The sequence below is a fragment of the Streptomyces sp. BoleA5 genome, from assembly GCF_000373665.1.
In the GTDB taxonomy this organism is placed as follows: domain Bacteria; phylum Actinomycetota; class Actinomycetes; order Streptomycetales; family Streptomycetaceae; genus Actinacidiphila.
In genome coordinates this window covers 21,469-43,306 of the sequence record NZ_KB892095.1, presented here as the reverse complement: position 1 = coordinate 43,306, position 21,838 = coordinate 21,469, and the positions used below count along the sequence as shown (strand labels likewise).

Sequence of the window (21,838 nt, the reverse complement as noted above, 5' to 3'; positions counted from 1 at the left end):
CGACTCGCCCTCGGCCGGCACCGGCCGGCACCGGCCGGCGCCGGGTGGCACCGGAGCATCGCGGACGCGCGGTTCACCGGGCCGGAGCGCGCCCCGCCGGAAAATGGTTCGACCAGCGGCTGTGGTGTGCCCGATCATCGACGGCATGTTCCGGTACGCCCTCAGCGCAGATACGTCCGCAGTCGCGGACGCGCTGCGGGCTGCCCCGGCACCGGCTTTCTCGGCCGACGCGTTCGACGGCGCCCGAATCTGACCCTTCCCGGACAGTCCGGCGGACCCCGCAGGGGGAGGGTCGGCGCGGTCCAGGGGTCCCGCACGCAAGGCGATGAATCGACTTACCGAGGAAGCAGCATGCCCAAGCAGGCGTATGTGCGCACCAAGCCGCACCTCAACATCGGGACCATGGGTCACGTCGACCACGGCAAGACCACGCTGACCGCCGCCATCACCAAGGTGCTCAGCGCCCGCGGCTCCGCCGCGTTCGTGCCGTTCGACCGGATCGACAAGGCCCCGGAGGAGGCCGCGCGCGGGATCACGATCACCATCGCGCACGTCGAGTACGAGACGCACACCCGGCACTACGCGCACGTCGACATGCCGGGACACGCCGACTACGTGAAGAACATGATCACCGGCGCGGCCCAGCTCGACGGGGCGATCCTCGTCGTCTCGGCCCTCGACGGCGTCATGCCGCAGACCGCGGAGCACGTGCTGCTGGCCCGCCAGGTCGGCGTCGAGCACATCGTCGTGGCGCTCAACAAGGCCGACGCCGGCGACCCCGAGCTCATCGACCTGGTCGAACTGGAGGTGCGTGAGCTGCTGTCCGCCCAGGGATACCCGGGCGAGACGCTGCCGGTCGTACGGGTATCGGGGCTGCGGGCGCTGGAGGGCGACCCGCGGTGGACGGCGGCGATCGAGGCGCTGCTCGACGCGGTCGACACCCATGTGCCGATGCCCCACCGCTACACCGACGCCCCGTTCCTGCTGCCGGTCGAGAACGTGCTGACCATCACCGGGCGCGGCACGGTCGTCACCGGCGCCGTGGAGCGGGGCACGATCCGGGTCGGCGACCGCGTGGAGGTGCTCGGCGCGGACACGGCGAGCGTGGTGACCGGTCTGGAGACCTTCGGCAAGCCGATGGAGGAGGCCCAGGCCGGTGACAACGTGGCGCTGCTGCTGCGCGGCGTGGCCCGGGACACCGTCCGCCGGGGCCACGTGGTGGCCGCGCCGGGCAGCGTCACGCCGAGCCGCCGCTTCCGGGCCCGGGTCTACCTGCTGCCGGCCGCCGAGGGCGGGCGGCGTACCGGGATCGCCAGCGGGTACCGGCCGCAGTTCTACGTCCGCACCGCCGACGTCGTCGGCGACGTGGACCTGGGCGGGGCCGGGGTGGCCCTGCCGGGGGCGACCGTCGAGATGACGGTCGAGCTGGGCCGGGCGGTGCCGCTGGAGCCGGGGCTCGGCTTCGCGATCCGCGAGGGCGGCCGCACCGTCGGCGCGGGCACGGTGACGGCGCTCGCCGAGTGAGCCGGGCCCACTGAGCAGCGCTCGCTGAGCCGGGCCCGCTGAGCCGGGTCCGCTGAGCCGGGCCGCCCGAGCGCGGGGGTCCGGGGGTTCCGCCCCCGGACCCCCGCGTGTGCTGGGAGAATCACCGCGTGGAGGACGACGGACGCATACCCGTGACCCAGGACGTGGACTTCGGCGCGGCCAGGCTGCTGCCCGACGTGGACCGGCCCGCGGGCTGGCTGCTCACGGTCGACGGGGCCCCGCAGTCGTACGTGGACCTCGACGACCCCACCCACCTGGAGTTCGAGTACGTCCGGCGGCTGGCGTACGTGCTGGACGAGGCCGCGCCCGAGGGCGCGCCGCTGGGCGTCGTCCACCTGGGCGGCGGCGCCCTGACGCTGCCCCGCTACACCGCCGCCACCCGGCCCGGTTCGCGGCAGCGGGTCGTGGAGGCCGACCGGGCGCTGGCGGCGCTGGTGGCCGCGCGGCTCCCGCTCGGGCGCGGCGGGGACGGCGTGGCGATCACGACGGACGACGCCCGCGCCTGGCTGGAGGGCGCCCCGGACGCGTCGGCGGACGCCGTCGTGGCGGACGTCTTCGGCGGTTCCCGGGTGCCGGCGCACCTGACCTCGTACGAGTTCGTCACCGAGGCGGCCCGTGTGCTGCGCCCCGGCGGGCTGTACCTGGCGAACCTCGCGGACTCGGCGCCCTTCGACTTCCTGCGGCCGCAGATCGCGGGCCTGCGCGAGCTGTTCGGCGAGGTGTGCCTGATCGCCGAGCCCGGGGTGCTGCGCGGCCGCCGCTTCGGCAACGCCGTGCTGGCCGCGAGCCGCGCCCCGCTGCCCGTGGACCGGATCGCCCGGCGCACCGCGTCGGACGTCTTCCCCGCACGGGTGGTGGACGGCGACGCCCTGGAGGTGTTCGGACGGGGTGCGCGGCCGGTCTACGACAGGGACGCGGTGCCCTCGCCGATCCCGCCCGACGGCTCCTTCGGCGTCGGCTGACCGCCCTGGGCGACCGTCCGGCCGCCCCCGGTGTCGTCCACCCGCCGCAGCCGCCGCACCTCGGGCACGGTGAGCACCGCGCCGGTCAGCAGCACCGTCAGTCCCGCGCAGCCCCACAGCGCCCCGTACAGGCCGAAGGCGTCCGCGGCCGGGCCGGCCAGGGCCGTGCCGATCGGCATCATGGAGACCGAGCCGAACCAGTCGTAGGCCGCGACGCGGGAGAGCTTGTCCTCGGGGATCTCCTGGTGCAGCGCCATCATCCAGGCCACGCCGAACACTTCGATCGACATGCCCGCCACCAGCATCGCGCAGGCCAGCAGCGGCACCGGTACCGCCAGGGCCAGCGCGGCGGCGGGCAGCGAGAACGGGAAGACGCAGAGCACCCCGGCGAGCAGGATGCGGCGCGGCCGCCAGCGGAGCATCAGCAGCCCGCCCAGCAGGTTCCCGGCGCCGAAGGCGGCCAGGGCGGCGCCCCACGGCCCGGCTCCGCCGAGGTGCTCGCGGGCGACGAGCGGCCCGTACACCGCGTCGGCGGCCGTGAACACGGCGTTGACCACGGAGAACTGCACCACGATGCCCCACAGCCAGCGCCGCGAGGCGAACTCCCGCCAGCCGTCGCGCAGATCGCCCAGCAGACCGCCGCCGCGGTGTTCCGCCCGGTCGCGCAGCGCCGCCGGGGACACCCGCAGCAGGGAACGCAGTCCCGCCGCCACCGCGAAGCACGCCGCGTCCACCGCCAGCACCCAGCCGGGTCCCGCGAGGGCGACCAGGGCTCCGGCGAGCGCGGCACCGCCGACGTTCGCCCCGTTGACGCCGAGCCGGAACACCGCGAACGCGCGGGCCGCGTGAGTGGAGTCGACGGTCGACAGCAGCATGCCCTCGTTGGCGGGGGCGAAGAAGGCCTGCCCGGTGCCGCCGAGCGCGGAGAGCACCGCCATGTGCCAGATCTCGGCCCGGCCGGTCAGCACCAGGACCGCGAACAGCCCCTGTGAGACGGTGTTGAGGCAGTTGGCCGCGACCATGACCCGGTGCCGCGGCAGCCGGTCCGCGACCGCGCCGCCGATGAGCAGGAAGACGACCAGCGGCACCGTCCGCGCGGCGGCCACCACTCCGATCTCCGTGCCGCCGCCGCCCGCCTGCAGCACGGCGAACGCCGACGCGACGACGGCGCCGGAGGCGCCGAGCCCGGTCACGAAGGCGGAGGCGGCGAGGAGCCGGAAGTTGCGGCCGGCCCAGTCCGGGAAGTGCGGCCGGTGCGAGATGTCGCGGTTCACCCGGGGACTATCGTCGCTCGCCCGGTCCTTGGCAAACCGGTTTCCGGCCGGTGACCGGGGCGGGCCGGGGCCACGGCCACGGCCGGAGCGGGGGCCTCAGCCGACCAGCCGGACGCTGTCGCGGATTCTCGCCACCGTCGCGGCGTCGGTCGCGCCCGCGTAGCCGCTGTCCACGAGCAGCACCCAGGAACGGACCTCCTTGTCCTTGCCGAGGAAGGTGAAGCTGTACGAGGTGCCGTCGGCCGCGCACTTCCCCTTCATCCCGGTCGCGCGCGTGGAGGCGATCCAGCCGTGCAGGCCCTGGGCGTTGGTGTGGGCGCGCGGCGCGGACTCGGTGAGCTTGGTGCCGCCCTCCTTCTTGTACTTGCCGTACGCCCAGTTGTAGGCCTCGTTGACGGCCTCGGTCTTCAGACTCTTGGCGCCCTTGCCGCCCTTGACGCCGGCCAGTCCGCGTTCGTCGGTGCCGCACCACTTCTCGTCGAGGACGGCCGCGCCGCCGGTGACCACCCGGTTGCCGTCCCACTCGTAGCCGATGAGCAGGCCCGGTGCCTTGGCCGTCCAGTCCTTGGGGAGGTCGTAGGCGACGCCCATGTCACTGCGCACGACGGTCTGCCAGCCGGGCACCACGGGCTTGATCGTGTCCTCGCCCGGGTTGCCGCGGGCGTCGTCGGGGCCGGGGCCCTCCTCGCTCGCGGTGGCGGACGGCGTGGGGGTGGTGGATGCCGGCGCGCTCGACGAGGCGACCGGCGAGCCGCCGCTGGACGGGCCGGCCTGTGGGTCCCCGTCGTCCCCGGTGAGTCTCACGGCGACCAGCGCGCCGGCGGCGACCACCGCGACCGCCGCCACCACCGACACCGCGATGACCGCGCCCCGCCGGCCCCCGGGCGGCTTCGGCGGCCCACCCGGCCCGGGCGGCGGCCCCCACGTCTGCGGAGGCTGCTGGTAGGCGGGGTGCTGCTGCGGCTGGTAAGGGGAGGGCTGCTGGTGCCCCCACGGGGGCTGGTTCTGCGGGGGCTGCTGCGGGTACTGCGGTCCCCCCGGTTCCTGCTGTCCTGGCCACATGGCTCGAAACACTATGGGCTGAGCCGCCGCGGTTCCACGGAAGCGTTGCTTACTTGCTGGTAACATCCGTTCCGTGCCCGAGAACCAGCCGCAGATAGGCGAACTCATGGCGGCCACCGTGCCGATGGCCGCCACCCTCAGCATCGAGTTCCTGGAGACCACCGCGGAGCACGCCGTGGCCCGCCTCCCCGACCGGCCCGCCTATCACAACCACGTGGGTGGCCCCCACGCCGGCGCGATGTTCACCCTGGCCGAGACCGCCAGCGGCGCCGTCGTCCTCGCGGCCTTCGCCGACCGGCTCTCCCAGGCCGTACCGCTCGCCGTGCGCGCCGAGATCGGCTACAGGAAGCTCGCCATGGGCCCGGTCACCGCCACCGCCCGGCTCGGCCGCCCCGCGGCCGACGTCATCGCCGAACTCGACAGGGGCGAGCGCCCGGAGTTCCCCGTCACCGTCGCCATCCGGCGCGAGGACGGCGCCGTGACGGGCGAGATGAGCATCGTCTGGACCCTGCGCCCCAACGGCTGACGCCTGACGCGTTCCGGGCCCCTGGTGCAACTGCCGGTTGACGCCCTACCTGTTCGGTTCGAAGATCGTGGATCTTGTGGTCTTCGTGCGGCCGGAACGGTTCCGGCTCCCTGCCCCGGCCGTGGCCGCCGGACATTGGGAGACCGAGAGCCTGGAGGGCCGCCGATGTGTCGTACCTGATCGCCGGTTGCGCCGGCCTGTACGTCGGCACCCGGGCACAGGTGCTCCGACGGCGGCAACGCGGCCCCGAGGCGGCACGCTCCTCGTCGGTGATCCTGCGGCCGGGGGTGCTCGCCGTCCTCGCGGGGCTCTGCTTCGCCTGCGGGGTGTTCCTGCTCGCGGACGGGATCCTCGTCACGGAGCAGGGCTGAGCCCCCGGCCCCGGGCGACGGCGACGGGCCGGCCCGCACGTCGGCTACGCTGCAACGACGCGCGCACGTGCGCGCGCCCTCACATCCGACCGCCCTAGGGGGAGGAAGCGGCCTTGCACGTCCAGGAGTGGCTCGGCACGATCCCGCCGGTCAGCGTCTACCTGCTGGTGGGCCTCGTGATCGGCCTGGAGAGCCTGGGCATCCCGCTGCCGGGCGAGATCATCCTCGTCAGCTCGGCCCTGCTCGCCTCCCAGGGGCATGTGGACCCCTGGGTGGTCGGCGTCTGCGCCTCGGTCGGCGCGATCGTGGGCGACTCGATCGGCTACGCCATCGGCCGCCGCGGCGGCCGGCCCCTGCTGGACCGCCTGGGCAGGCGCTTCCCCAAGCACTTCTCGGCGGCGCACATCGCGACCGCCGAGGCGTCGTTCACGCGCTGGGGCATGTGGGCGGTGTTCTTCGGGCGCTTCGTGGCACTGCTGCGGATCTTCGCCGGCCCGCTGTCGGGCGTGCTGAAGATGCCGTACTGGAAGTTCCTCACCGCCAACGTCCTCGGCGGCGTCGTGTGGGCGGGCGGCACCACGGCCGTCATCTACTACGTGGGCATCGTCGCCGAGCCGTGGCTCAAGCGCTTCTCCTGGCTCGGCCTGGTGGCCGCCGTCCTGATCGGCCTCGGCTCGTTCCTCGTCGTACGCCGCCGGGCCAAGGCCGCCGCGAAGGCCCACGAGGCGGCCGCGCCCGAGGCGGACGCCGTGGCGGCGACCGCCGCCGACTGAGCGGCCGGGTCCGGGGCGGTCAGTCCCGGGCGAAGGCCGCCCGGTGGACGTCGGCCAGCCGGACGTAGTGCTCGGCGTTGATCCGCACCATCTCGCGCTCCTCCGCCGTGAGCTCGCGGCGCACCTTCGCCGGCACGCCCGCCACCAGCGACCCCGGGGGCACCCGCATGCCCTGGGGGACGAGCGCGCCCGCCGCGACGAGCGAGCCGGTGCCGATGTGCGCGCCGTTCAGGACGGTGGCACCCATGCCGACCAGCACGTCGTCCTCGACGACGCAGCCGTGCAGTACCGCGTTGTGCCCCACCGTGACACCCGCGCCGATCACCGCGGGGAACCCGGGATCGGCGTGCACCGTGGAGTTGTCCTGGATGTTGCTCCCCTCGCCGACGCTGATCGACTCGCAGTCGCCGCGCAGCACCGCGTGGTACCAGGCGCTCGCGCCGGCCGCCATCGTCACGTCGCCCAGCACCACCGAGGTCGGCGCGGTGAAGGCGGCGGGGTCCAGCCGGGGCGCGCGTCCGGCGACGTCCGCGATCAAGGCTCTCTCCGTCATGGGGATCACCGTAGTCCGGTGATTGCGCCGATCGCGTGGCGGGTAGCGCGTAGATCGTGCTGAAGTTCTCCGATGACGTGATCATCGCGCTGGAAACGGGAGCCCCGATCGTCGCCCTCGAGTCGACGATCATCTCCCACGGCCTGCCCCGCCCCCGCAACCACGTGGTGGCGCTGGAGCTGGAGGCCGTCGTGCGCGAGGCCGGCGCCGTCCCCGCGACCATCGCGGTGCTGGACGGCGTGCCCCGCATCGGGCTCGACGGCAAGGTCCTGGAGCGCATCGCGGGCGACGAGGGGATGCGCAAGCTCGGCCACCGCGACCTGCCCGTCGCGGTCGCCACCGGGGCGAGCGGCGCCACCACCGTCTCGGCCACCGCCTACCTCGCCGCCCGTGCCGGGCTGCGGGTCTTCGCCACCGGCGGACTGGGCGGCGTGCACCGCGGCTGGACCGACGAGCAGGACGAATCCGCCGACCTGCGGCTGCTCGCCGGGACCCGGATCACCGTCGTCTGCGCCGGGGTGAAGTCGATCCTGGACGTGCCCGCCACCCTGCAGCGCCTGGAGACCCTGGGCGTCACGGTCGTGGGCTACGGGACGACGGAGTTCCCCGGCTTCTACCTCAGCGGCTCCGGGCAGCCCGTGGACTGGACGGTCCGCACGCCCGACGAGGCCGCCTGCGTCATGGCCGCCCAGGACGACCTCGACGGCCCTCCGTCCGCGGTGATCCTCGCCAACCCCGTGCCGGAGCACGAGCAGCTCGACCCGGCCCTGCACGACCGGGTCCTCGCGGAGGCGCTGGCCGCCGCCGAACGCGAGGGCGTCACCGGGCAGGCCGTCACGCCGTTCCTCCTCGGGCACCTCGTGGAGCACACCGGCGGCGCCAGTCTGGAGGCGAACCTGGCCGCCGTCCGCGGCAACGTCCGCCTGGCCGCACAGGTCGCCGTCGCGTGGACGGAACGCGGCGCACATCACATCTGATCGCCCCGCCGCGCCCCCGCCCCCTCGGTACGGTGAGCGGGTGCCGAAAAACGAGAACCTGTTCTCCTCCGCGGCGGCCTGGCGCCGCCGCGCCGTCTCGCGACTGGTGCACCGCGGCTGGCGGTGGGCCCAGAACGCGGGTTCCGTCTCCGCGGACCGCCCCGGCCCGCTGCGCTTCGGCCGGATCGGCGCGGGCACCCGGCTGGCGTTCCCGCAGGGCACGATCTTCGGCGAGCGGTGGATCCACCTCGGCGAGTGCTGCATCATCGGCGAACAGGTCACCCTCACCGCCGGGATGATGCCCGGCCTCGACCTCGGCCCCGACCCCGTCGTCCGGCTCGGCAACGGCGTCGTCCTCGGCCGCGGCAGCCACGTCATCGCTTCCCGGCCGGTCGTCTTCGGCGACGATGTCTACTGCGGGCCGTACGTGTACGTCACCAGCGACAACCACTCCTACGACGATCCGCACGAGCCCATCGGCCGCCAGTGGCCGCGCTCGGCGCCCGTCGAGATCGGCTCGGGGAGCTGGCTCGGCGCGGGCGCGGTGATCCTGCCGGGGGCCCGGATCGGGCGGAACGTCGTCGTCGCGGCGGGCGCCATCGTGCGGGGCGAGGTCCCCGACCACTCGGTGGTGGCGGGCGCTCCGGCCCGGGTGGTCCGGCGCTGGACGCCCGAGCGGGGATGGGAGCCGCCGCTGCGGACACCCGCGCCGCGCCCCGTCCCCGCCGGGGCGACCCATCAGCAGCTGGCCGCGCTCGCGGGCCTGGAGCCCGAACTCCTCGCGGGGCTGGAGGAGAAGCTCGCCTCCGAGGCCTGACCGGCCGGGCGGGCGGCGCGCGCGGCGCATCTTGCCGAAACGGCATGAAACGTTGCCTCCCGCCGGCGGCCGGAGTGATCGTGCCGCCATGGACGAGAACAACAGCGACATCGGCGGCAACGCAATCGACGCACCGGGCGGCGTGTGGGACGTGGTGGTCGTCGGGGGAGGCGCCGCCGGACTGTCCGGCGCGCTGACCCTGGCACGTGTACGGCGGCCGGTGCTGGTGATCGACGCGGGCGAGCCCCGCAACGCCCCCGCCGCCGCGGCACACGGACTGCTGGGACGCGACGGCATCGCCCCCCTGGAACTGCTGCGGAAGGGGCGGGACGAGGTCACCGCCTACGGCGGCCGCGTCGTCGCCGGACGCGTCACGGCGATCCACCGCGAGGGCGGCCGCTTCCTGGTCGAGTGCGCGGACGGACGGCGCACGGCGGCCCGGCGGGTCCTGGTGGCCTCCGGTCTGGTCGACGAACTGCCGGACGTGCCCGGCCTGGCGGAGCGATGGGGCAGGGACGTGGTGCACTGCGTGTTCTGCCACGGCTGGGAGGTCCGCGACACCGCGGTCGGGGTGCTGGGCAGCTTCCACCAGGCGCTGCTGTTCCGGCAGTTGTCCGAGGACGTGACGCTGTTCCTGCACCTCGGAACGGATCTGACGGACGATCAGTGGGAACAGCTCGCCGGGCTGGGCGTCGGGGTCGTGGAGGGCGCCGTGAGCGGCCTGGCGACCGACGACGCGGGCCGGCTGGCGGGGGTGCGCCTGACCACCGGGCGCACGGTGCCCGTCCGCGTGCTCGCGGTGGCCCCGCGCTTCACGGCCCGGGCGTCCTTCCTCGGCGGCCTCGGCCTGGCCGTGCGGGAGCATCCGGCGGGCTTCGGGGAGCAGCTCACCGTGGACGCCTCGGGCTTCACCGGCGTCGAGGGCGTGTGGGCCGCGGGGAACGTCGGCGACCTGACGGCGGGTGTCCCGGCAGCCGCGGCGGCCGGGACGACAGCGGCGGCGGCCATCGTCATGGACCTGCTGGCGGACGACGCCCGCGCGGCGGCCCGGTCCCGCCGGGCCGGTGACGCCGAGGTGTTCGGCGCGCGGATGGAGGCGGAGGTGACGCGGCGCGTGCTCGGTACGCGGGCGCACGGTGTGGACCCGCTGCCGGGGAGGTGACCCGCGGGCGCGCCGGTCTCAGGCGGTGCGGGCCCGCAGATGGGCCCGCTCGCCCTGCCGCCCGAACAGGACGAGCAGTTCGACGGGGTCCTCGCCGTCGGGACCGAGCCAGTGCGGGACGTGGGTGTCGAACTCCGCGGCCTCGCCCGGCTTCAGGACCACGCGCCGGTCGCCGAGGAGCAGCAGCAGCCGGCCGGCGAGGACGTAGACCCATTCGAAGCCCTCGTGGGTCTTCAACTCGGGCTCCGTCCCAGGCTGCGACGGGATCAGCAGCTTGTGCGCCTGGATCCCGCCCGGTCTGCTCAGCGGCACGTACGTCAGGCCGTCGCGGGTGACCGGGCGCAGGTGGATACGGGGATCGCCGGTGCGGGGCGCGCCGACGAGCTCGTCGAGCGGCACCGCGTGGACCTCCGCCAGGGTCAGCAGCAGCTCAAGGGTCGGCTTTCGCCCGCCGCCCTCCAGACGGGACAGGGTGCTCTCGTTGATCCCGGTCCGCCCGGCCAGTTCGGCCAGGGTCATGCCGCGCCGGCGCCGCAGCTCGCGCAGCCGGGGCCCGACCGCGTCCAGCACCTCTTTCCTCGTGGCTCCCACGTCCCCAGGTTGCCGAAACGGCACGGGCCGGCGCAACCGAGGCGACCGCCGCCCCGCTCACGCCTCCGCGAGACGGCCCGCCGCCGGCTCCGTGGATTTGTTAGCGTGCCGGACATGCGCGCACCCATCGGCACCTTCACCGACGTCCACCCCGCCGTGGAACGGCTCGACCTGCTGCCGGCCCCCGTCGCCGCCGCGCTCACGGCGTGGAGCGGGCAGGTGCCGGTCGAGGAACTGCTGCTCGTCGACACCGACCCGGACAAGGCCGACACCGCCGTCTTCGCCGAGACGTACGGGGTCGCCCTGGAGCAGTCCGCGAACTGCGTGGTCGTCGCGGGCAAGCGCGGCGGGGAGGTCACGCTCGCCGCCTGCGTCGTCCTCGCCACCACGCGGGCCGATGTGAACGGCCTCGTGCGGCGCCATCTCGGGGTCCGCAAAGCCTCGTTCGCGCCGATGGACACCGCCGTGGGCGAGAGCGGCATGGAGTACGGCGGCATCACCCCGATCGGGCTGCCGGCCGCCTGGCCGCTGCTGGTGGACGCGTCGGTCGCGGACGCCCCCTACGTGATCATCGGCAGCGGCCGGCGGCGCGGCAAGCTGCTCGTGCCGGGCAAGGCGCTGGCGTCGCTGCCCGGTGCGGAACTGCTCGAAGGGCTGGGACTCCCCGCGTGACGGAACTGCTGGACCGCCTGGAGCGCTACTACGACGCCGTGCCCCGGGCGGGCGCGCGCGCCGAGGAGCACGGCCCGCTCACCCTCTTCGTGCGCGAGGGCGTCGGCTGGCCCTTCTACGCCCGCCCCGCGCCGGCCGCGGACGGCGGCCCCGTCGGCCGGGCCGACGTGGACCGGGTCCGGGTCCGCCAGCGGGAGCTGGGCGTGCCCGAGAGCTTCGAGTGGATCGCGGAGACCAGCCCCGGGCTGCGGGAGGCGGCGCTGGCCTCCGGCCTCGCCGTGCACGAGCACCCGCTGATGGTGCTCGATCCGCTCGCCCCGCCCCCGCCGCCACCGGAACTCCCCGCGGGCGTCGGCGTACGGACGCTGGGGCCCGGCGACCCGGCGCTGCCCAGCGCCCTCACCGTCCCGCACCTGGCCTTCGCGCAGCCCGGCACCGCCATCGGCACCGCCGGCCGGGCGGAACTCGCCGCCGCGCTCCCGCTGCACGCGGCCCCCGGTCTCGTCGCGACCGCGGAGGCACGGGTGCGGGCCGGGCTCACCGTGCACGCCGCCGCCGTCGAGGGCGGCACCGCGCTGTGCGCGGGCCAGTACAACCCCGTGGGCGAGGTCTGCGAGATCGTCGGCGTCGGCACCCTGCCCAGCGCCCGCCGGCGCGGTCTGGCCCTCGCGGTCACCGGCGCGCTCGTCGCCGACGCCCGCGAACGCGGGCTGACCACGGTGTTCCTCTCGGCCGGGGACGAGGACGTCGCCCGGATCTACGCCCGGCTCGGCTTCCGCCGGGTCGGCACGGCCCTCATCGCGGAGCCGCCCGCCCACTGACGGGGCCACCGCCCGGCCGCCGGGACAGGTCCAGCGACAGCGGGATCGAGTGCTCGGCGAAGCCGAGGCTGCGGTACAGCGGCTCGGCCTCCGGGGTCGCATGCAGATCGACGCGGGTCACGCCCTGTTCGGCGAACCACGCGAGCAGGGACTCCGTCGTCGCCCGGGCGTACCCCAGGCCCCGGTAGCGGGTGTCGGTGCAGACGTTGAAGACGAAGCCGAACCGGCCGGCCGGGTGCCCGGGGGCGGGCAGCCGTTCCTCGATCCGGCCCACCGCGCACGCCGCGAGGTGCGGGCCGTCCGCGGCCGCCGGATCGCCGTCCACCACGAACGCCCCCAGCCACCGCGCACCGCCCACGGCGAGCTGTTCGCGCGCCCGCTCCGCGGCGGCGGCCTCCCAGGGACCGGGCTCGTCCCGTCCGCTCATGGCCAGGAACATCAGCCGCCGCAGCCGTACCAGCTCGGCGGCGTCATCGGGTCGGGCGGGGCGTACGGGACCGGGCATGCGCGCACGCTACAACAGGGGGCCGGACCGTACGCGGCCGGTTCCCCGCCCGGCGGCCGGGGGCCTACCCGAGCCGGGGGATCTCGATCGCGGGGCAGCGGTCCATGACCATCAGCAGCCCCGCGTCCCGGGTGCGCCGGTACGCGTCCTCGTCGATCACTCCGAGCTGGTACCAGACCGCCTTCGCGCCGATCGCGACGGCCTCGTCCGCGACGGGGCCGGCCAGGTCGGAGTTGACGAAGACGTCCACCACGTCGACCGGGAACGGGATGTCGGCCAGCGAGGCGTAGCCCTGCTCGCCATGCACGGTCTCGGCCTTCGGGTGCACCGGTACCACGCGCTTGCCGTAGCGCTGCAGCACCGCGGCGACGCCGTACGCCGCCCGCGAGGCGTTGCCGGACAGCCCCACCACGGCCCAGGTGTCCCCGAGGCCGGTCAGGATCTCCCGAACCGCCGCGTCGTCTGCGTGCACGTCGTCCTCCCTCGTTCCGGCGCCCTCGTTCCGGTCCGCAGCAGTCAACCAGAGGACGCACCTGGCTGTTCCCGTAGGGTGGCGGGGTGGTGGAGCGGTATCTGACGATCGGGCGCGAGCACGTCCACGAGAGCGAGATCAAGCGCTCGCGGTTCCTGTGCGCGCTGGCGCCGGTGTCCGGTGAGGAGGCGGCGCAGGAGTTCATCGCCCGCGTCCGCAAGGAGCACGCCGGGGCGACGCACAACTGCTTCGCGTACGTGATCGGTGCCGAGGGCCGGATCCACCGGGCCAGCGACGACGGGGAGCCGGGCGGCACCGCCGGCACCCCCATGCTGCAGGTGCTGCTGCGCCGCGAGGTCAGGGACGTCGTCGCCGTCGTCACCCGCTACTACGGCGGCGTCCAGCTCGGCGCGGGGGGCCTGGTCCGCGCCTACGGGGGCGCGGTCTCGGCGGCGCTCGACGAGGTCGGCACGGTGGAGCGGCAGAAGCTCGCCCTGGTCACCGTCGTCGCCGGCCACCAGCGGGCCGGGCGCATCGAGAACGACCTGCGCGCCGCCGGCCGCGCGGTGCGCGGTGTCGCCTACGGCGCGGCGGAGGTGCGCATCGAACTGGGCGTGCCGCAGGAGGAACTGGCCGCCTTCCGGGCCTGGCTCGCCGACGCGTCCGCGGGGACCGCGGGCGTGGAGGTCTCGGGCAGCGCCTTCGTGGACGTCTGACCGGGGCCGGAGCGGCGGCCGGGGCGGGCGCCCGGGCCGGGACGCACCCGGCCGTCGCGGGCGCGGCCGGTCACCCGAGCACGATGCGGTTCGCCCGTCCGGGAGGTCAGCTCTCGTCGATGACGTTGGTGACTTCGCCCTCGAGGGTGGCCTCGAGGAAGCAGGTGCGGTAGCTGTCGACTCGGTAGTAGTACAGGGACGGTTCGTTGCTGATGATGTCGGGCTTCACGACCGCGTAGCTGGTCTTCGGGTGCTTGACCGTGCACTCCGTGTCCGCCCGGCTCATCAGGGCCGGCAGTGCCTCCCAGTTGACGGCCTTCAGGTCGACGACCGCGTCGTCGGGGTCGATGGTGCCCTTGATGATCCCGTCCTCGAGTTTTCCGTCGCGGTACGAGTAGCTGTCGAAGACGGCCTTGTCCGTCTTCTTGGGCGCCTTGAAGCTCGCGTAGTCCTCGTAGAGGGTGAGCTCGACCACCTTGGTGCCGCCCGAGACGGACTTCACGACGTCCGCCATGGAGCGGCCCCCGGCCGGCGACAGCAGCTTCTCCGGCGCCGCCGTGCTCGGGGCGCCGGAGGATCGCGTGCTCTTCCGTGTGCCCGTGCCGCCCTTCCCCGCGGCGCCGGCGTCCCCGTCGTCGTGGAGCTGCGGGAGAAGGGTCCACAGCAGGACGCCCGCGACGCCCACCGCCGCGACCGCCCCGGCGGCGGCCAGGACCCGGCCGGCCCGGCCGCCGCGGCGGGGCGCGGGCAAAGGGGTGGGGCGGGTCGGCTGCTGCGGCGGGTGGTACGGGTGGGGCGCCATCGGCTGGTAGGACGCCGGGGCGGGCCCGAAACCGGGGGGTGCCGCGGCCACGGACGCCGGGGACGGGGACGCCGGGGACGGGGACGACGGGGGCGCGGGCGCCGCGTCGCGCTCCACGTCGGCGAGCATCCGGTCGAGCGCGTCGGCGCCGGGCCGCGCGGCGGCGTCCCGCACGAGCAGGGCGGTGAGCACGGGGGCCAGCGGTCCCGACCGCGCCGGGGGCGGCAGGGGCTCCTCGAGAACGGCGACGAGCGTGGCGATGCTGGTCTCGCGGCGCAGGGGGTGGACGCCCTCCACCGCGACGTACAGCAGCATGCCGAGCGACCACAGGTCGGAGGCGGGGTCGCCCTCCTCGCCGCGGATGCGCTCGGGGGCGATGTACTCGGGCGAGCCGATCAGGCCGCCGGTGGTCGTCAGCCGCGTCGAGTCGCGGAGCGTGGCGATGCCGAAGTCGGTGAGCACCGGAGTCATGTCGGGCCGCAGCAGCACGTTCGCGGGCTTCACGTCGCGGTGGTGGACGCCGACCGCGTGCGCGGCGCGCAGCCCCGCCAGGACGCCGCGGCCGACCGTGGCCGCCTCCGGCGGGGTGAGCGGGCCGCGGGCCAGCCGGTCCTGGAGGGAACCGCCGGTCACCAGCTCCATCACGAGCCAGGGGTGCGGGAGGTCCGCTTCGTCCACGATGTGGTGGATCGTCGCGACATTGGGGTGGTGCACCCGGGCCAACGCGCGGGCCTCGCGCAGCACGCGCTCGCGCATCTTGGCCGCCGCCTCGGGGTCGGCATCCGCCAAGTCGGTTTCGGGCGGGCGTACTTCCTTCAGGGCGACCTCGCGCTGCAGAACGGTGTCCCGGGCCCGCCACACCAGGCCCATGCCGCCGCCGCCCAGCCGTTCCAGCAGCTCGAAGCGGCCGTCGATCAGTCGTCTGCCGGAGTCGCTCGCCGTCATGGCGGTCATCGTACGGGTGGGCGGGGACACGGCTTGACCGACCTTGCCCGAGTTCGGACTCCCGCGACGCGCTGACAGTGGTGGCCGATAGCCTGCTACCGGAGCGCACGGGACCGGTGGGGACACCGGGGCCCGCGCGGAGCATGCGGAACGTGAGGCGGAGGACGGGACATGCGGGCGGGAGAGCCGCGGTGAGGCTGCTGCACACCTCCGACTGGCATCTGGGGCGGTCCTTCCACCGGGTCGGACTGCTCGACGCCCAGGCGGCGTTCATCGACCACCTGGTGGCGACGGCACGGGCGGAGCGCGTCGACGCCGTCCTCGTCGCCGGCGACGTCTACGACCGGGCGCTGCCGTCGCTGCCCGCCGTCGAGCTCTTCGACGACGCGCTGCACCGGCTCGCCGCCCTCGGCGTGCCCACGGTGATGATCTCCGGCAACCACGACTCCGCCCGCCGGCTGGGGGTGGCCTCCGGCCTGATCGACCGCGCCGGGATCCACCTGCGGACCGACCCGGCCGGCTGCGCGACGCCGGTCGTCCTCGCCGACGAGCACGGACCGGTCGCCCTCTACGGGCTGCCCTACCTCGAACCGGCCCTGGTGCGTGAGGAGTTCACCCTCGACCGGGCCGGGCACGCCGAGGTGCTGAGCGCCGCCATGACGCGGGTCCGCGCCGACCTCGCCGCCCGCCCCGCGGGCACCCGCTCCGTCGTGCTGGCGCACGCGTTCGTCGCGGGCGGCGCGCCCAGCGACAGTGAGCGGGACATCACGGTCGGCGGCGTGGCGGCCGTGCCCGCGGACGTCTTCGAGGGCATCGACTACGTGGCCCTGGGCCACCTCCACGGCTGCCAGACGATCTCCGACCGCGTGCGCTACTCCGGCTCGCCGCTCGCGTACTCCTTCTCCGAGGCCGACCACCGCAAGAGCATGTGGCTGGTCGACCTCGGCGCCGACGGCTCCGTGGCCGCCGAGCGGGTCGACTGCCCCGTGCCCCGGCCGCTGGCCCGGCTCCGCGGCCGCCTCGAGGAACTGCTGGAGGACCCGGCGCACGCACGGCACGAGGGCTCCTGGGTCGAGGCCACGCTCACCGACCCGCACCGCCCGCACGAGCCCATGGCCCGCCTGCGCAAGCGGTTCCCGCACGCCCTCGCGCTGGCCTTCGAGCCGGAGCGCACCGACGCCGGCGCCCACGCCTCGTACGCGCAGCGCCTGCGCGGCCGTACCGACCGGCAGATCGCCGAGGACTTCGTGACCCACGTGCGCGGCACGGGCCCCGACACCGCGGAGCGGGGCGTCCTGCGGGACGCGTTCGACGCGGTCCGCAGTGACGCCGCGAGGGCGGAGACCGACTGATGCGCCTGCACCGCCTGACCCTGACCGCCTTCGGGCCGTTCGCCGGCAGCCACACCGTGGACTTCGACGAGTTGTCCGCGGCCGGGCTGTTCCTGCTGCACGGCGCGACCGGCGCCGGCAAGACCTCCGTCCTCGACGGGGTGTGCTTCGCCCTGTACGGCGGCGTCCCCGGCAGCCGGCAGGGCAACCGGCTGCGCAGCGACCACGCCGGACAGGACACGCTCACCGAGGTCGTGCTCGACCTGACCGTGGGCGGCCGGCGTCTGGAGATCACCCGCCGGCCCGAGCAGCCGCGGCCCAAGAAACGCGGCAGCGGCTGGACGATGGAGAAGGCCGTCACCCTGCTGCGCGAGCACACCGCGGGCCAGTGGCGGGCGCTCAGCAAGTCCCACCAGGAGGCGGGCGAGGAGCTGAGGCAGCTCATCGGCATGAGCCGGGAGCAGTTCTGCCAGGTCGTGCTGCTGCCCCAGGGCGAGTTCGCCACGTTCCTGCGGGCCACCGCCACCGAACGGGCCGCCCTGCTCGGCAGACTCTTCGACACCCGCCGCTTCAAGGCCGTCGAGGAGTGGCTGCGGGCCGAGCGGCGGGCCGCAGAGCAGCGGGTGGCTGCCGGGGACGGCGAACTGCTGCGGCTCGCCGAACGCATGGGCCAGGCCGCCGGAGACGACCCCGAGGCCCTCGCCGGGCCGTTGCCCGAGGGCGCCGCCGCCGGCGACCCGGAACTGGCCGCCCACATCCTGAGCTGGGCGGCCGTCCTGGCCGCGACCGCCCGCGAACGCGCCGACATCGCCGACCTGGCGGTCGCCGCCGCCGAAGGCGCCCACGAGCAGGCCCAGCGCGAGGCCGAGGCGGTACGCGAACTCGCCGTACGGCAGCGCCGCCACGCCGCGGCCGAGCGCCGGGCCCGCGACATGGCCGGCGAGCGCGAGGCCCGCGCCCGCGAACAGGAGCTGCTGGCTACGGCGGAGCGGGCCGCCACCGTGGCGCCCGCCCTGGAGCTGCGCGAGCGCGCCGCCGGCCGGCAGGCACGTGCGGCCGCCGAGGAGCGCACCGCCCGCGCGGGCCTGCCCGCCGAGCAGTACGAGGCGGGCGCCGAGCAGCTCGCCGAGTACGAGAACCGGCTCCGCGAGGAGCTGGGCGGCCTCGCCGACGCCGACCGGGACGAGCGGCGGGCCGCGGAACTGGCCCACGACCGCGGGCGCGTGGAGCGCGAGGCCGCCGAGGACGAACGGCTGACCGCCGACACCGCCGCCTGGCTCGACGGCTGGGAGACCGAACGCCTCGGCCGTGAACGCGCCGTGGACACCGCCCAGTCCGCCGCCACCCGCGCCGCCGAGCTCTCCGGCGCCCTCGACCGGGCCCGGCGCCGCCATGACGCCGCCCGCGAACGCGACACGCACGCCGCCGCGCTGCTCGCCGCTCAGGACCGGCTGCGCGCGGCGCGCGACGCGGCCGCCGACGCCCGCGACCACTGGCAGGACGTACGCGAGGCCCGCATCAACGGCATGGCCGCCGAGCTGGCCGCACAGCTCAGCCCCGGCGAGGGCTGCCTGGTCTGCGGTGCCACCGAGCACCCCCACCCGGCCCGCCCCGCCGCCCGCCAGGTGGGCCGCGCTGACGAGGAGGCAGCCCAGGAGGCCCAGCAGCGGGCCGCCGGCGCACGGGACGCCGCGCAGGAGCAGGTCGTACACCTCGCCGCCGCCCGTGACGCCGCCCTCGCCGCCGCGGGACCGGAGCCGGCGGCCGAACTCGCGGCCGCGCAGGCCGCGCTGGAGGAGGAGTACCAGGCCGCCGTCCGCAGCGCCGCGGGAGCGCCCGAGGCGCGCCAGGCACTCGACCGGGCCCTCGCGGAGCACGCCCGGCGCACCGCCGACCGCAGCGAGGCCGAGAGCCGGCTCGCCTCCCTCACCACCCGCCGGGAACTCCTCGAGCAGGAGGCCGCCGAACTCACCGCCCGGCTGACCCGGGCCCGCGGCGCCCATGCCACCGTCGCCGAGCGCCGCGCCCGGCTCGCGGCGGACGCACGGCTCGCCGCGGCCGCGGCCGGGGCGGCCCGCGCGGCCCAGGAGTCGGCCCGCGCGCTGAAGGAGGCCGACTCCGACCTGGCCGACGCCGCCTACAAGGCCGGCTTCCCCACGCCCGAGGCCGCGGCCGACGCCGTACTGCCCGAGTCGGAAACGCGGCGGCTGCGGCAGCGGGCGGAGGAGTGGCGCCGCGAGGAGGCCGCGGTCACCGCGGAACTCACCGCCCTGGACCTTGCCGAGGCCGCCGCGCTGCCCCCGGCCGACCCCGACGCGGCCCGCCGGGCCGTCGAGACCGCGACCGCACGGCTGCGCGGGGTCACCGCCCGGCAGTCCGCCGCGCACACCGCCCGCGAGGCCCTCGACCGGCTGCGGGCCGAGGCGTTGCGCGGTACCAGGGCGCTCGCCCCGGCCCGGGAGGAGTACGCGCGGCTGCGGCGCCTCGCCGACCTCGCGACCGGCGCCGGGGAGAACACGCTGCGCATGGAGCTGGAGACCTATGTGCTCGCCGCCCGGCTGGAACAGGTCGCGGCCGCGGCCAGCGTCCGGCTGCACCGCATGTCCTCCGGGCGCTACACCCTCGTCCACACCGACGCCCGCGCCTCACGCAACGTCAAGTCGGGCCTGGGGCTGATGGTCGTGGACTCCTGGACGGGTACCGAGCGCGACACCGCCACGCTCTCCGGCGGCGAGACCTTCTTCGCCTCCCTGGCCCTCGCCCTCGGTCTCGCCGACGTCGTCACGGACGAGGCGGGCGGCGCCCGCCTCGACACGCTCTTCGTCGACGAGGGCTTCGGCAGCCTCGACGAGCAGACCCTCGACGAGGTGCTGGACGTCCTCGACGGCCTGCGCGAACGCGACCGCGCCGTCGGCATCGTCAGCCACGTCGCCGAGCTCAGGCAGCGCGTCCCCGCCCAGCTGCAGGTCGTCAAGGGGCAGCGCGGGTCAGCCCTCCGCCACCGCACGGCGGGGGAGCGGTGAGGAGTAGACGACACTCGTCGTCACCGAACCCAGGCCCGAGACGCGGCCGGTGATCTGCTCCAGGTGACGCATCGAACGGGCGGTGACCTTGAGCACGAAGCAGTCGTCGCCCGTCACATGGTGGGCCTCCAGGATCTCCGGGGACGACTCCAGCAGATCGTGGAACGGCTTGTAGTTGCCGTGCGGATACCGCAGCCGGACGAACGCCAGGATCGGGCGGCCGGTCCGCTCCAGGTCCACCACGGCCGTGTACGCCGTGATCACCCCCGCCTCCTCCAGCCGCCGGACCCGCTCGGTCACGGCGCTCGGGGACATCGACACGGCACGCGCCAGGTCCGCGTAGCTGGCCCGGCCGTCGCGCTGCAGGGCGTCCAGGATGCGCCAGTCGGTGGCGTCGAGGGAATCCACGGTCATGCCCCCTGGCTACCAGGGATTTCCCCGGCCGGGCAAGGCGGACGCCGGGGAACGGCCCTTCAGGCGACCGGCCGGCGCTCATAGATTTGCCGCCATGACGACCATGACGACCATGACGAGCAAGACGAGCAAGTCGAGCATGTCGACCACGACGGCACAGACCGCCGCCACCCCCGCCCCGGCCGGCCACCCCGTGCTGCGCGTGCCGCCCGTCGCGCCGGCCGCCGCCGCCGCGTACTTCGCCGCGAGCCTCGCCTTCCACACCGACGTGTCCGACGTCGCGGCCGCCCTCGCCACCGCCGCGGAGACCGGCGCCGGGCCGGGCTTCGCCGTCGTCGACTCCCGCTCCACCCGGGCCTGGGAGCAGGGCCACGTCCCCGGCGCCGTCCACCTGCCCACCGCGGACGTCCCGCGGCTCGCCGGCGCCCTCCTCGACCGCGACGTGCCCGTCGTCGTGTATTGCTGGGGCCCCGGCTGCAACGGCGCCACCCGCGCAGCGCTCGCCCTGGCGAGCGCCGGCTACCAGGTCAAGGAGATGCTCGGCGGCATGGAGTACTGGATCCGCGAGGGCTTCGCCCACGAGACGGCCGACGGCACCGAACGGCGCCCCGCCGACCCGCTGACCGCACCCGTGGGCGCGGACGACTGCGGCTGCTGAGGCCGCCGCGGGTCGGCCTCAGCGGACGACGGAGACTTCCGGCCGCAGGAACCGGCGGTCCCGCGGCCCGAACCCCGCGAGCGGCGCCGCCGCCCGCAGGACGACGTCCAGCGCGGCGTCGGCGTCGCAGGCGTAATGACCGCTCGCCCAGGCCGCGTTGGCCTCGACAACCGCCCAGCCGTCCCCGGTCCGGCCGACGTCGACCACGATCGCGCCCGGCAGCTCCGGCACGCCGGACGCGAAGAGCCGTCCGGCGAACTCCCGCACCTCGCGGGCCGCCGGGTCACCGTCCAGCGGCGCCACGTCCAGGCCGCCGCGGGTCGCGTAGCGGCTGCCCGTCACCACCTCGCCGTCCAGCAGGAACAGCCGGTACTCGACGGCGAACGCCACGATGTCGCTCACCAGCACGGGAGCGTCGTCGTCCACCGCGTCCGGGCCGGGCAGACCGCTGCCGTCGGGGTACACCCTGGCCGGGAAGCTCTTGTCGTTCGGCGGCTTCACGAAGGCGGGCCGGCGCAGCGCGCGGGCCTCCGCCAGGGTCGTGAACCGGACGTCCCGCCCGGCGAGTTCGAACGGCAGCCGGGCCAGCCAGTCCTCGTCGGCCTCCAGCAGCCCCAGGCCCAGGTCCGCCGCCACGGCGTCGGCGAACAGCGGCCCCGCGTACAGCGACGGGCCCACCGCGTCCGCCGCGTCCTGCGGCGCCCGCCACGTGGAGAGGGTGCGCGCCGCCATGCCGCGCCGGTGGGCGGCCGCCGCCAGCGCGTGCCCGGTCTCGGTGACGCGAGGGGAGAGGAAGAGGGTCCGGGACGGGGGAGCGGTGTTCACGGTCCCGATGGTGGCCGAACCGGCGGGTGAAGCGACAGCGA

General features: G+C 75.4%; 23 protein-coding genes. 14 read left to right on the top strand and 9 right to left on the bottom strand.

Annotated elements, in window-relative coordinates; translation table 11 throughout:
- Nucleotides 1-351 precede the first annotated feature (351 nt).
- Both tuf and B085_RS0110735 read left to right on the top strand, forming a co-directional pair.
- On the top strand, nucleotides 352-1,524 hold the full coding sequence (gene tuf, locus B085_RS0110740; RefSeq protein ID WP_018558572.1) for an elongation factor Tu: 1,173 nt from the start codon (nucleotides 352-354) through the stop codon (nucleotides 1,522-1,524).
- Between the two features lie 128 nt (nucleotides 1,525-1,652).
- Complete coding sequence (locus tag B085_RS0110735) at nucleotides 1,653-2,507, top strand: spermidine synthase (protein ID WP_026250901.1); 855 nt, start codon at nucleotides 1,653-1,655, stop codon at nucleotides 2,505-2,507.
- Here the strand turns inward: B085_RS0110735 and B085_RS41985 are convergent.
- Together B085_RS41985 and B085_RS45545 are read right to left on the bottom strand one after the other, a co-directional pair.
- On the bottom strand, nucleotides 2,447-3,781 hold the full coding sequence (locus B085_RS41985; RefSeq protein ID WP_018558570.1) for an MFS transporter: 1,335 nt from the start codon (nucleotides 3,779-3,781) through the stop codon (nucleotides 2,447-2,449). The genes B085_RS0110735 and B085_RS41985 overlap by 61 nt on opposite strands.
- Nucleotides 3,782-3,877: 96 nt before the next feature.
- Nucleotides 3,878-4,843: a hypothetical protein gene (locus B085_RS45545; RefSeq protein ID WP_158689717.1), complete on the bottom strand. Its 966-nt coding sequence runs from the start codon at nucleotides 4,841-4,843 to the stop codon at nucleotides 3,878-3,880.
- A gap of 106 nt (nucleotides 4,844-4,949) precedes the next feature.
- On the opposite strand from B085_RS45545, the gene B085_RS0110720 reads away from it, so the two are divergent.
- From B085_RS0110720 to B085_RS0110710, 3 genes are all read left to right on the top strand, one after another.
- Complete coding sequence (locus B085_RS0110720; protein ID WP_051102028.1) at nucleotides 4,950-5,369, top strand: DUF4442 domain-containing protein; 420 nt, start codon at nucleotides 4,950-4,952, stop codon at nucleotides 5,367-5,369.
- 167 nt (nucleotides 5,370-5,536) lie between these two features.
- The gene (locus tag B085_RS0110715; RefSeq protein ID WP_018558567.1) at nucleotides 5,537-5,740 is read left to right on the top strand and encodes a hypothetical protein; all 204 of its coding nucleotides are present in this window, start codon (nucleotides 5,537-5,539) and stop codon (nucleotides 5,738-5,740) included.
- A gap of 113 nt (nucleotides 5,741-5,853) precedes the next feature.
- Entirely contained in the window at nucleotides 5,854-6,513 is a 660-nt protein-coding gene (locus tag B085_RS0110710) for a DedA family protein (protein WP_018558566.1), read from the top strand.
- A gap of 19 nt (nucleotides 6,514-6,532) precedes the next feature.
- Here B085_RS0110710 and B085_RS0110705 read toward each other — a convergent pair whose 3' ends face one another.
- Nucleotides 6,533-7,066, bottom strand: a complete 534-nt coding sequence (locus B085_RS0110705) for a gamma carbonic anhydrase family protein (protein WP_026250900.1) — start codon at nucleotides 7,064-7,066, stop codon at nucleotides 6,533-6,535.
- 56 nt (nucleotides 7,067-7,122) lie between these two features.
- Between B085_RS0110705 and B085_RS0110700 the strand changes: the two genes are divergently transcribed.
- From B085_RS0110700 to B085_RS0110690, 3 genes are all read left to right on the top strand, one after another.
- Nucleotides 7,123-8,043, top strand: coding sequence for a pseudouridine-5'-phosphate glycosidase (locus B085_RS0110700; RefSeq protein ID WP_018558564.1), 921 nt, complete (start codon nucleotides 7,123-7,125; stop codon nucleotides 8,041-8,043).
- 40 nt (nucleotides 8,044-8,083) lie between these two features.
- The gene (locus tag B085_RS0110695) at nucleotides 8,084-8,860 is read left to right on the top strand and encodes an acyltransferase (protein WP_018558563.1); all 777 of its coding nucleotides are present in this window, start codon (nucleotides 8,084-8,086) and stop codon (nucleotides 8,858-8,860) included.
- Between the two features lie 88 nt (nucleotides 8,861-8,948).
- On the top strand, nucleotides 8,949-10,022 hold the full coding sequence (locus B085_RS0110690) for an NAD(P)/FAD-dependent oxidoreductase (protein WP_018558562.1): 1,074 nt from the start codon (nucleotides 8,949-8,951) through the stop codon (nucleotides 10,020-10,022).
- A gap of 18 nt (nucleotides 10,023-10,040) precedes the next feature.
- Here the strand turns inward: B085_RS0110690 and B085_RS0110685 are convergent, their stop codons facing one another.
- On the bottom strand, nucleotides 10,041-10,613 hold the full coding sequence (locus B085_RS0110685) for a helix-turn-helix domain-containing protein (protein ID WP_026250898.1): 573 nt from the start codon (nucleotides 10,611-10,613) through the stop codon (nucleotides 10,041-10,043).
- A 114-nt stretch (nucleotides 10,614-10,727) separates the two neighbouring features.
- Here B085_RS0110685 and B085_RS0110680 point away from each other — a divergent pair, with 114 nt between their 5' ends.
- Entirely contained in the window at nucleotides 10,728-11,285 is a 558-nt protein-coding gene (locus tag B085_RS0110680) for a YbaK/EbsC family protein (RefSeq protein WP_026250897.1), read from the top strand.
- Nucleotides 11,282-12,106 carry a GNAT family N-acetyltransferase gene (locus B085_RS0110675; protein WP_018558559.1) on the top strand — a complete coding sequence of 275 codons (825 nt, stop codon included), beginning with the start codon at nucleotides 11,282-11,284 and terminating at the stop codon, nucleotides 12,104-12,106. Before B085_RS0110680 ends, B085_RS0110675 begins: the two co-directional genes overlap by 4 nt.
- Here B085_RS0110675 and B085_RS41975 read toward each other — a convergent pair.
- Entirely contained in the window at nucleotides 12,081-12,611 is a 531-nt protein-coding gene (locus tag B085_RS41975) for a GNAT family N-acetyltransferase (protein WP_018558558.1), read from the bottom strand. The genes B085_RS0110675 and B085_RS41975 overlap by 26 nt on opposite strands.
- 64 nt (nucleotides 12,612-12,675) lie before the next feature.
- On the bottom strand, nucleotides 12,676-13,083 hold the full coding sequence (locus B085_RS0110665; RefSeq protein ID WP_018558557.1) for a CoA-binding protein: 408 nt from the start codon (nucleotides 13,081-13,083) through the stop codon (nucleotides 12,676-12,678).
- An 86-nt stretch (nucleotides 13,084-13,169) separates the two neighbouring features.
- Here B085_RS0110665 and B085_RS0110660 point away from each other — a divergent pair, with 86 nt between their 5' ends.
- On the top strand, nucleotides 13,170-13,799 hold the full coding sequence (locus B085_RS0110660) for a YigZ family protein (protein ID WP_018558556.1): 630 nt from the start codon (nucleotides 13,170-13,172) through the stop codon (nucleotides 13,797-13,799).
- Between the two features lie 106 nt (nucleotides 13,800-13,905).
- Here the strand turns inward: B085_RS0110660 and B085_RS0110655 are convergent, their stop codons facing one another.
- Nucleotides 13,906-15,546 carry a serine/threonine-protein kinase gene (locus B085_RS0110655; protein WP_199789188.1) on the bottom strand — a complete coding sequence of 547 codons (1,641 nt, stop codon included), beginning with the start codon at nucleotides 15,544-15,546 and terminating at the stop codon, nucleotides 13,906-13,908.
- A gap of 191 nt (nucleotides 15,547-15,737) precedes the next feature.
- On the opposite strand from B085_RS0110655, the gene B085_RS0110650 reads away from it, so the two are divergent.
- Nucleotides 15,738-16,898, top strand: coding sequence for an exonuclease SbcCD subunit D (locus B085_RS0110650; protein ID WP_018558554.1), 1,161 nt, complete (start codon nucleotides 15,738-15,740; stop codon nucleotides 16,896-16,898).
- Nucleotides 16,898-19,900 (top strand): AAA family ATPase, encoded by a 3,003-nt coding sequence (locus tag B085_RS0110645; protein ID WP_018558553.1) that lies wholly within the window; start codon nucleotides 16,898-16,900, stop codon nucleotides 19,898-19,900. Before B085_RS0110650 ends, B085_RS0110645 begins: the two co-directional genes overlap by 1 nt.
- Here the strand turns inward: B085_RS0110645 and B085_RS0110640 are convergent.
- Entirely contained in the window at nucleotides 19,865-20,314 is a 450-nt protein-coding gene (locus tag B085_RS0110640) for an Lrp/AsnC family transcriptional regulator (RefSeq protein WP_018558552.1), read from the bottom strand. The genes B085_RS0110645 and B085_RS0110640 overlap by 36 nt on opposite strands.
- A 103-nt stretch (nucleotides 20,315-20,417) precedes the next feature.
- On the opposite strand from B085_RS0110640, the gene B085_RS0110635 reads away from it, so the two are divergent.
- Nucleotides 20,418-20,972 carry a rhodanese-like domain-containing protein gene (locus tag B085_RS0110635; protein ID WP_018558551.1) on the top strand — a complete coding sequence of 185 codons (555 nt, stop codon included), beginning with the start codon at nucleotides 20,418-20,420 and terminating at the stop codon, nucleotides 20,970-20,972.
- An 18-nt stretch (nucleotides 20,973-20,990) separates the two neighbouring features.
- On the opposite strand, the gene B085_RS0110630 is transcribed toward B085_RS0110635, so the two are convergent.
- Nucleotides 20,991-21,797: an ATP-grasp domain-containing protein gene (locus B085_RS0110630; protein ID WP_018558550.1), complete on the bottom strand. Its 807-nt coding sequence runs from the start codon at nucleotides 21,795-21,797 to the stop codon at nucleotides 20,991-20,993.
- Nucleotides 21,798-21,838: the final 41 nt, after the last annotated feature.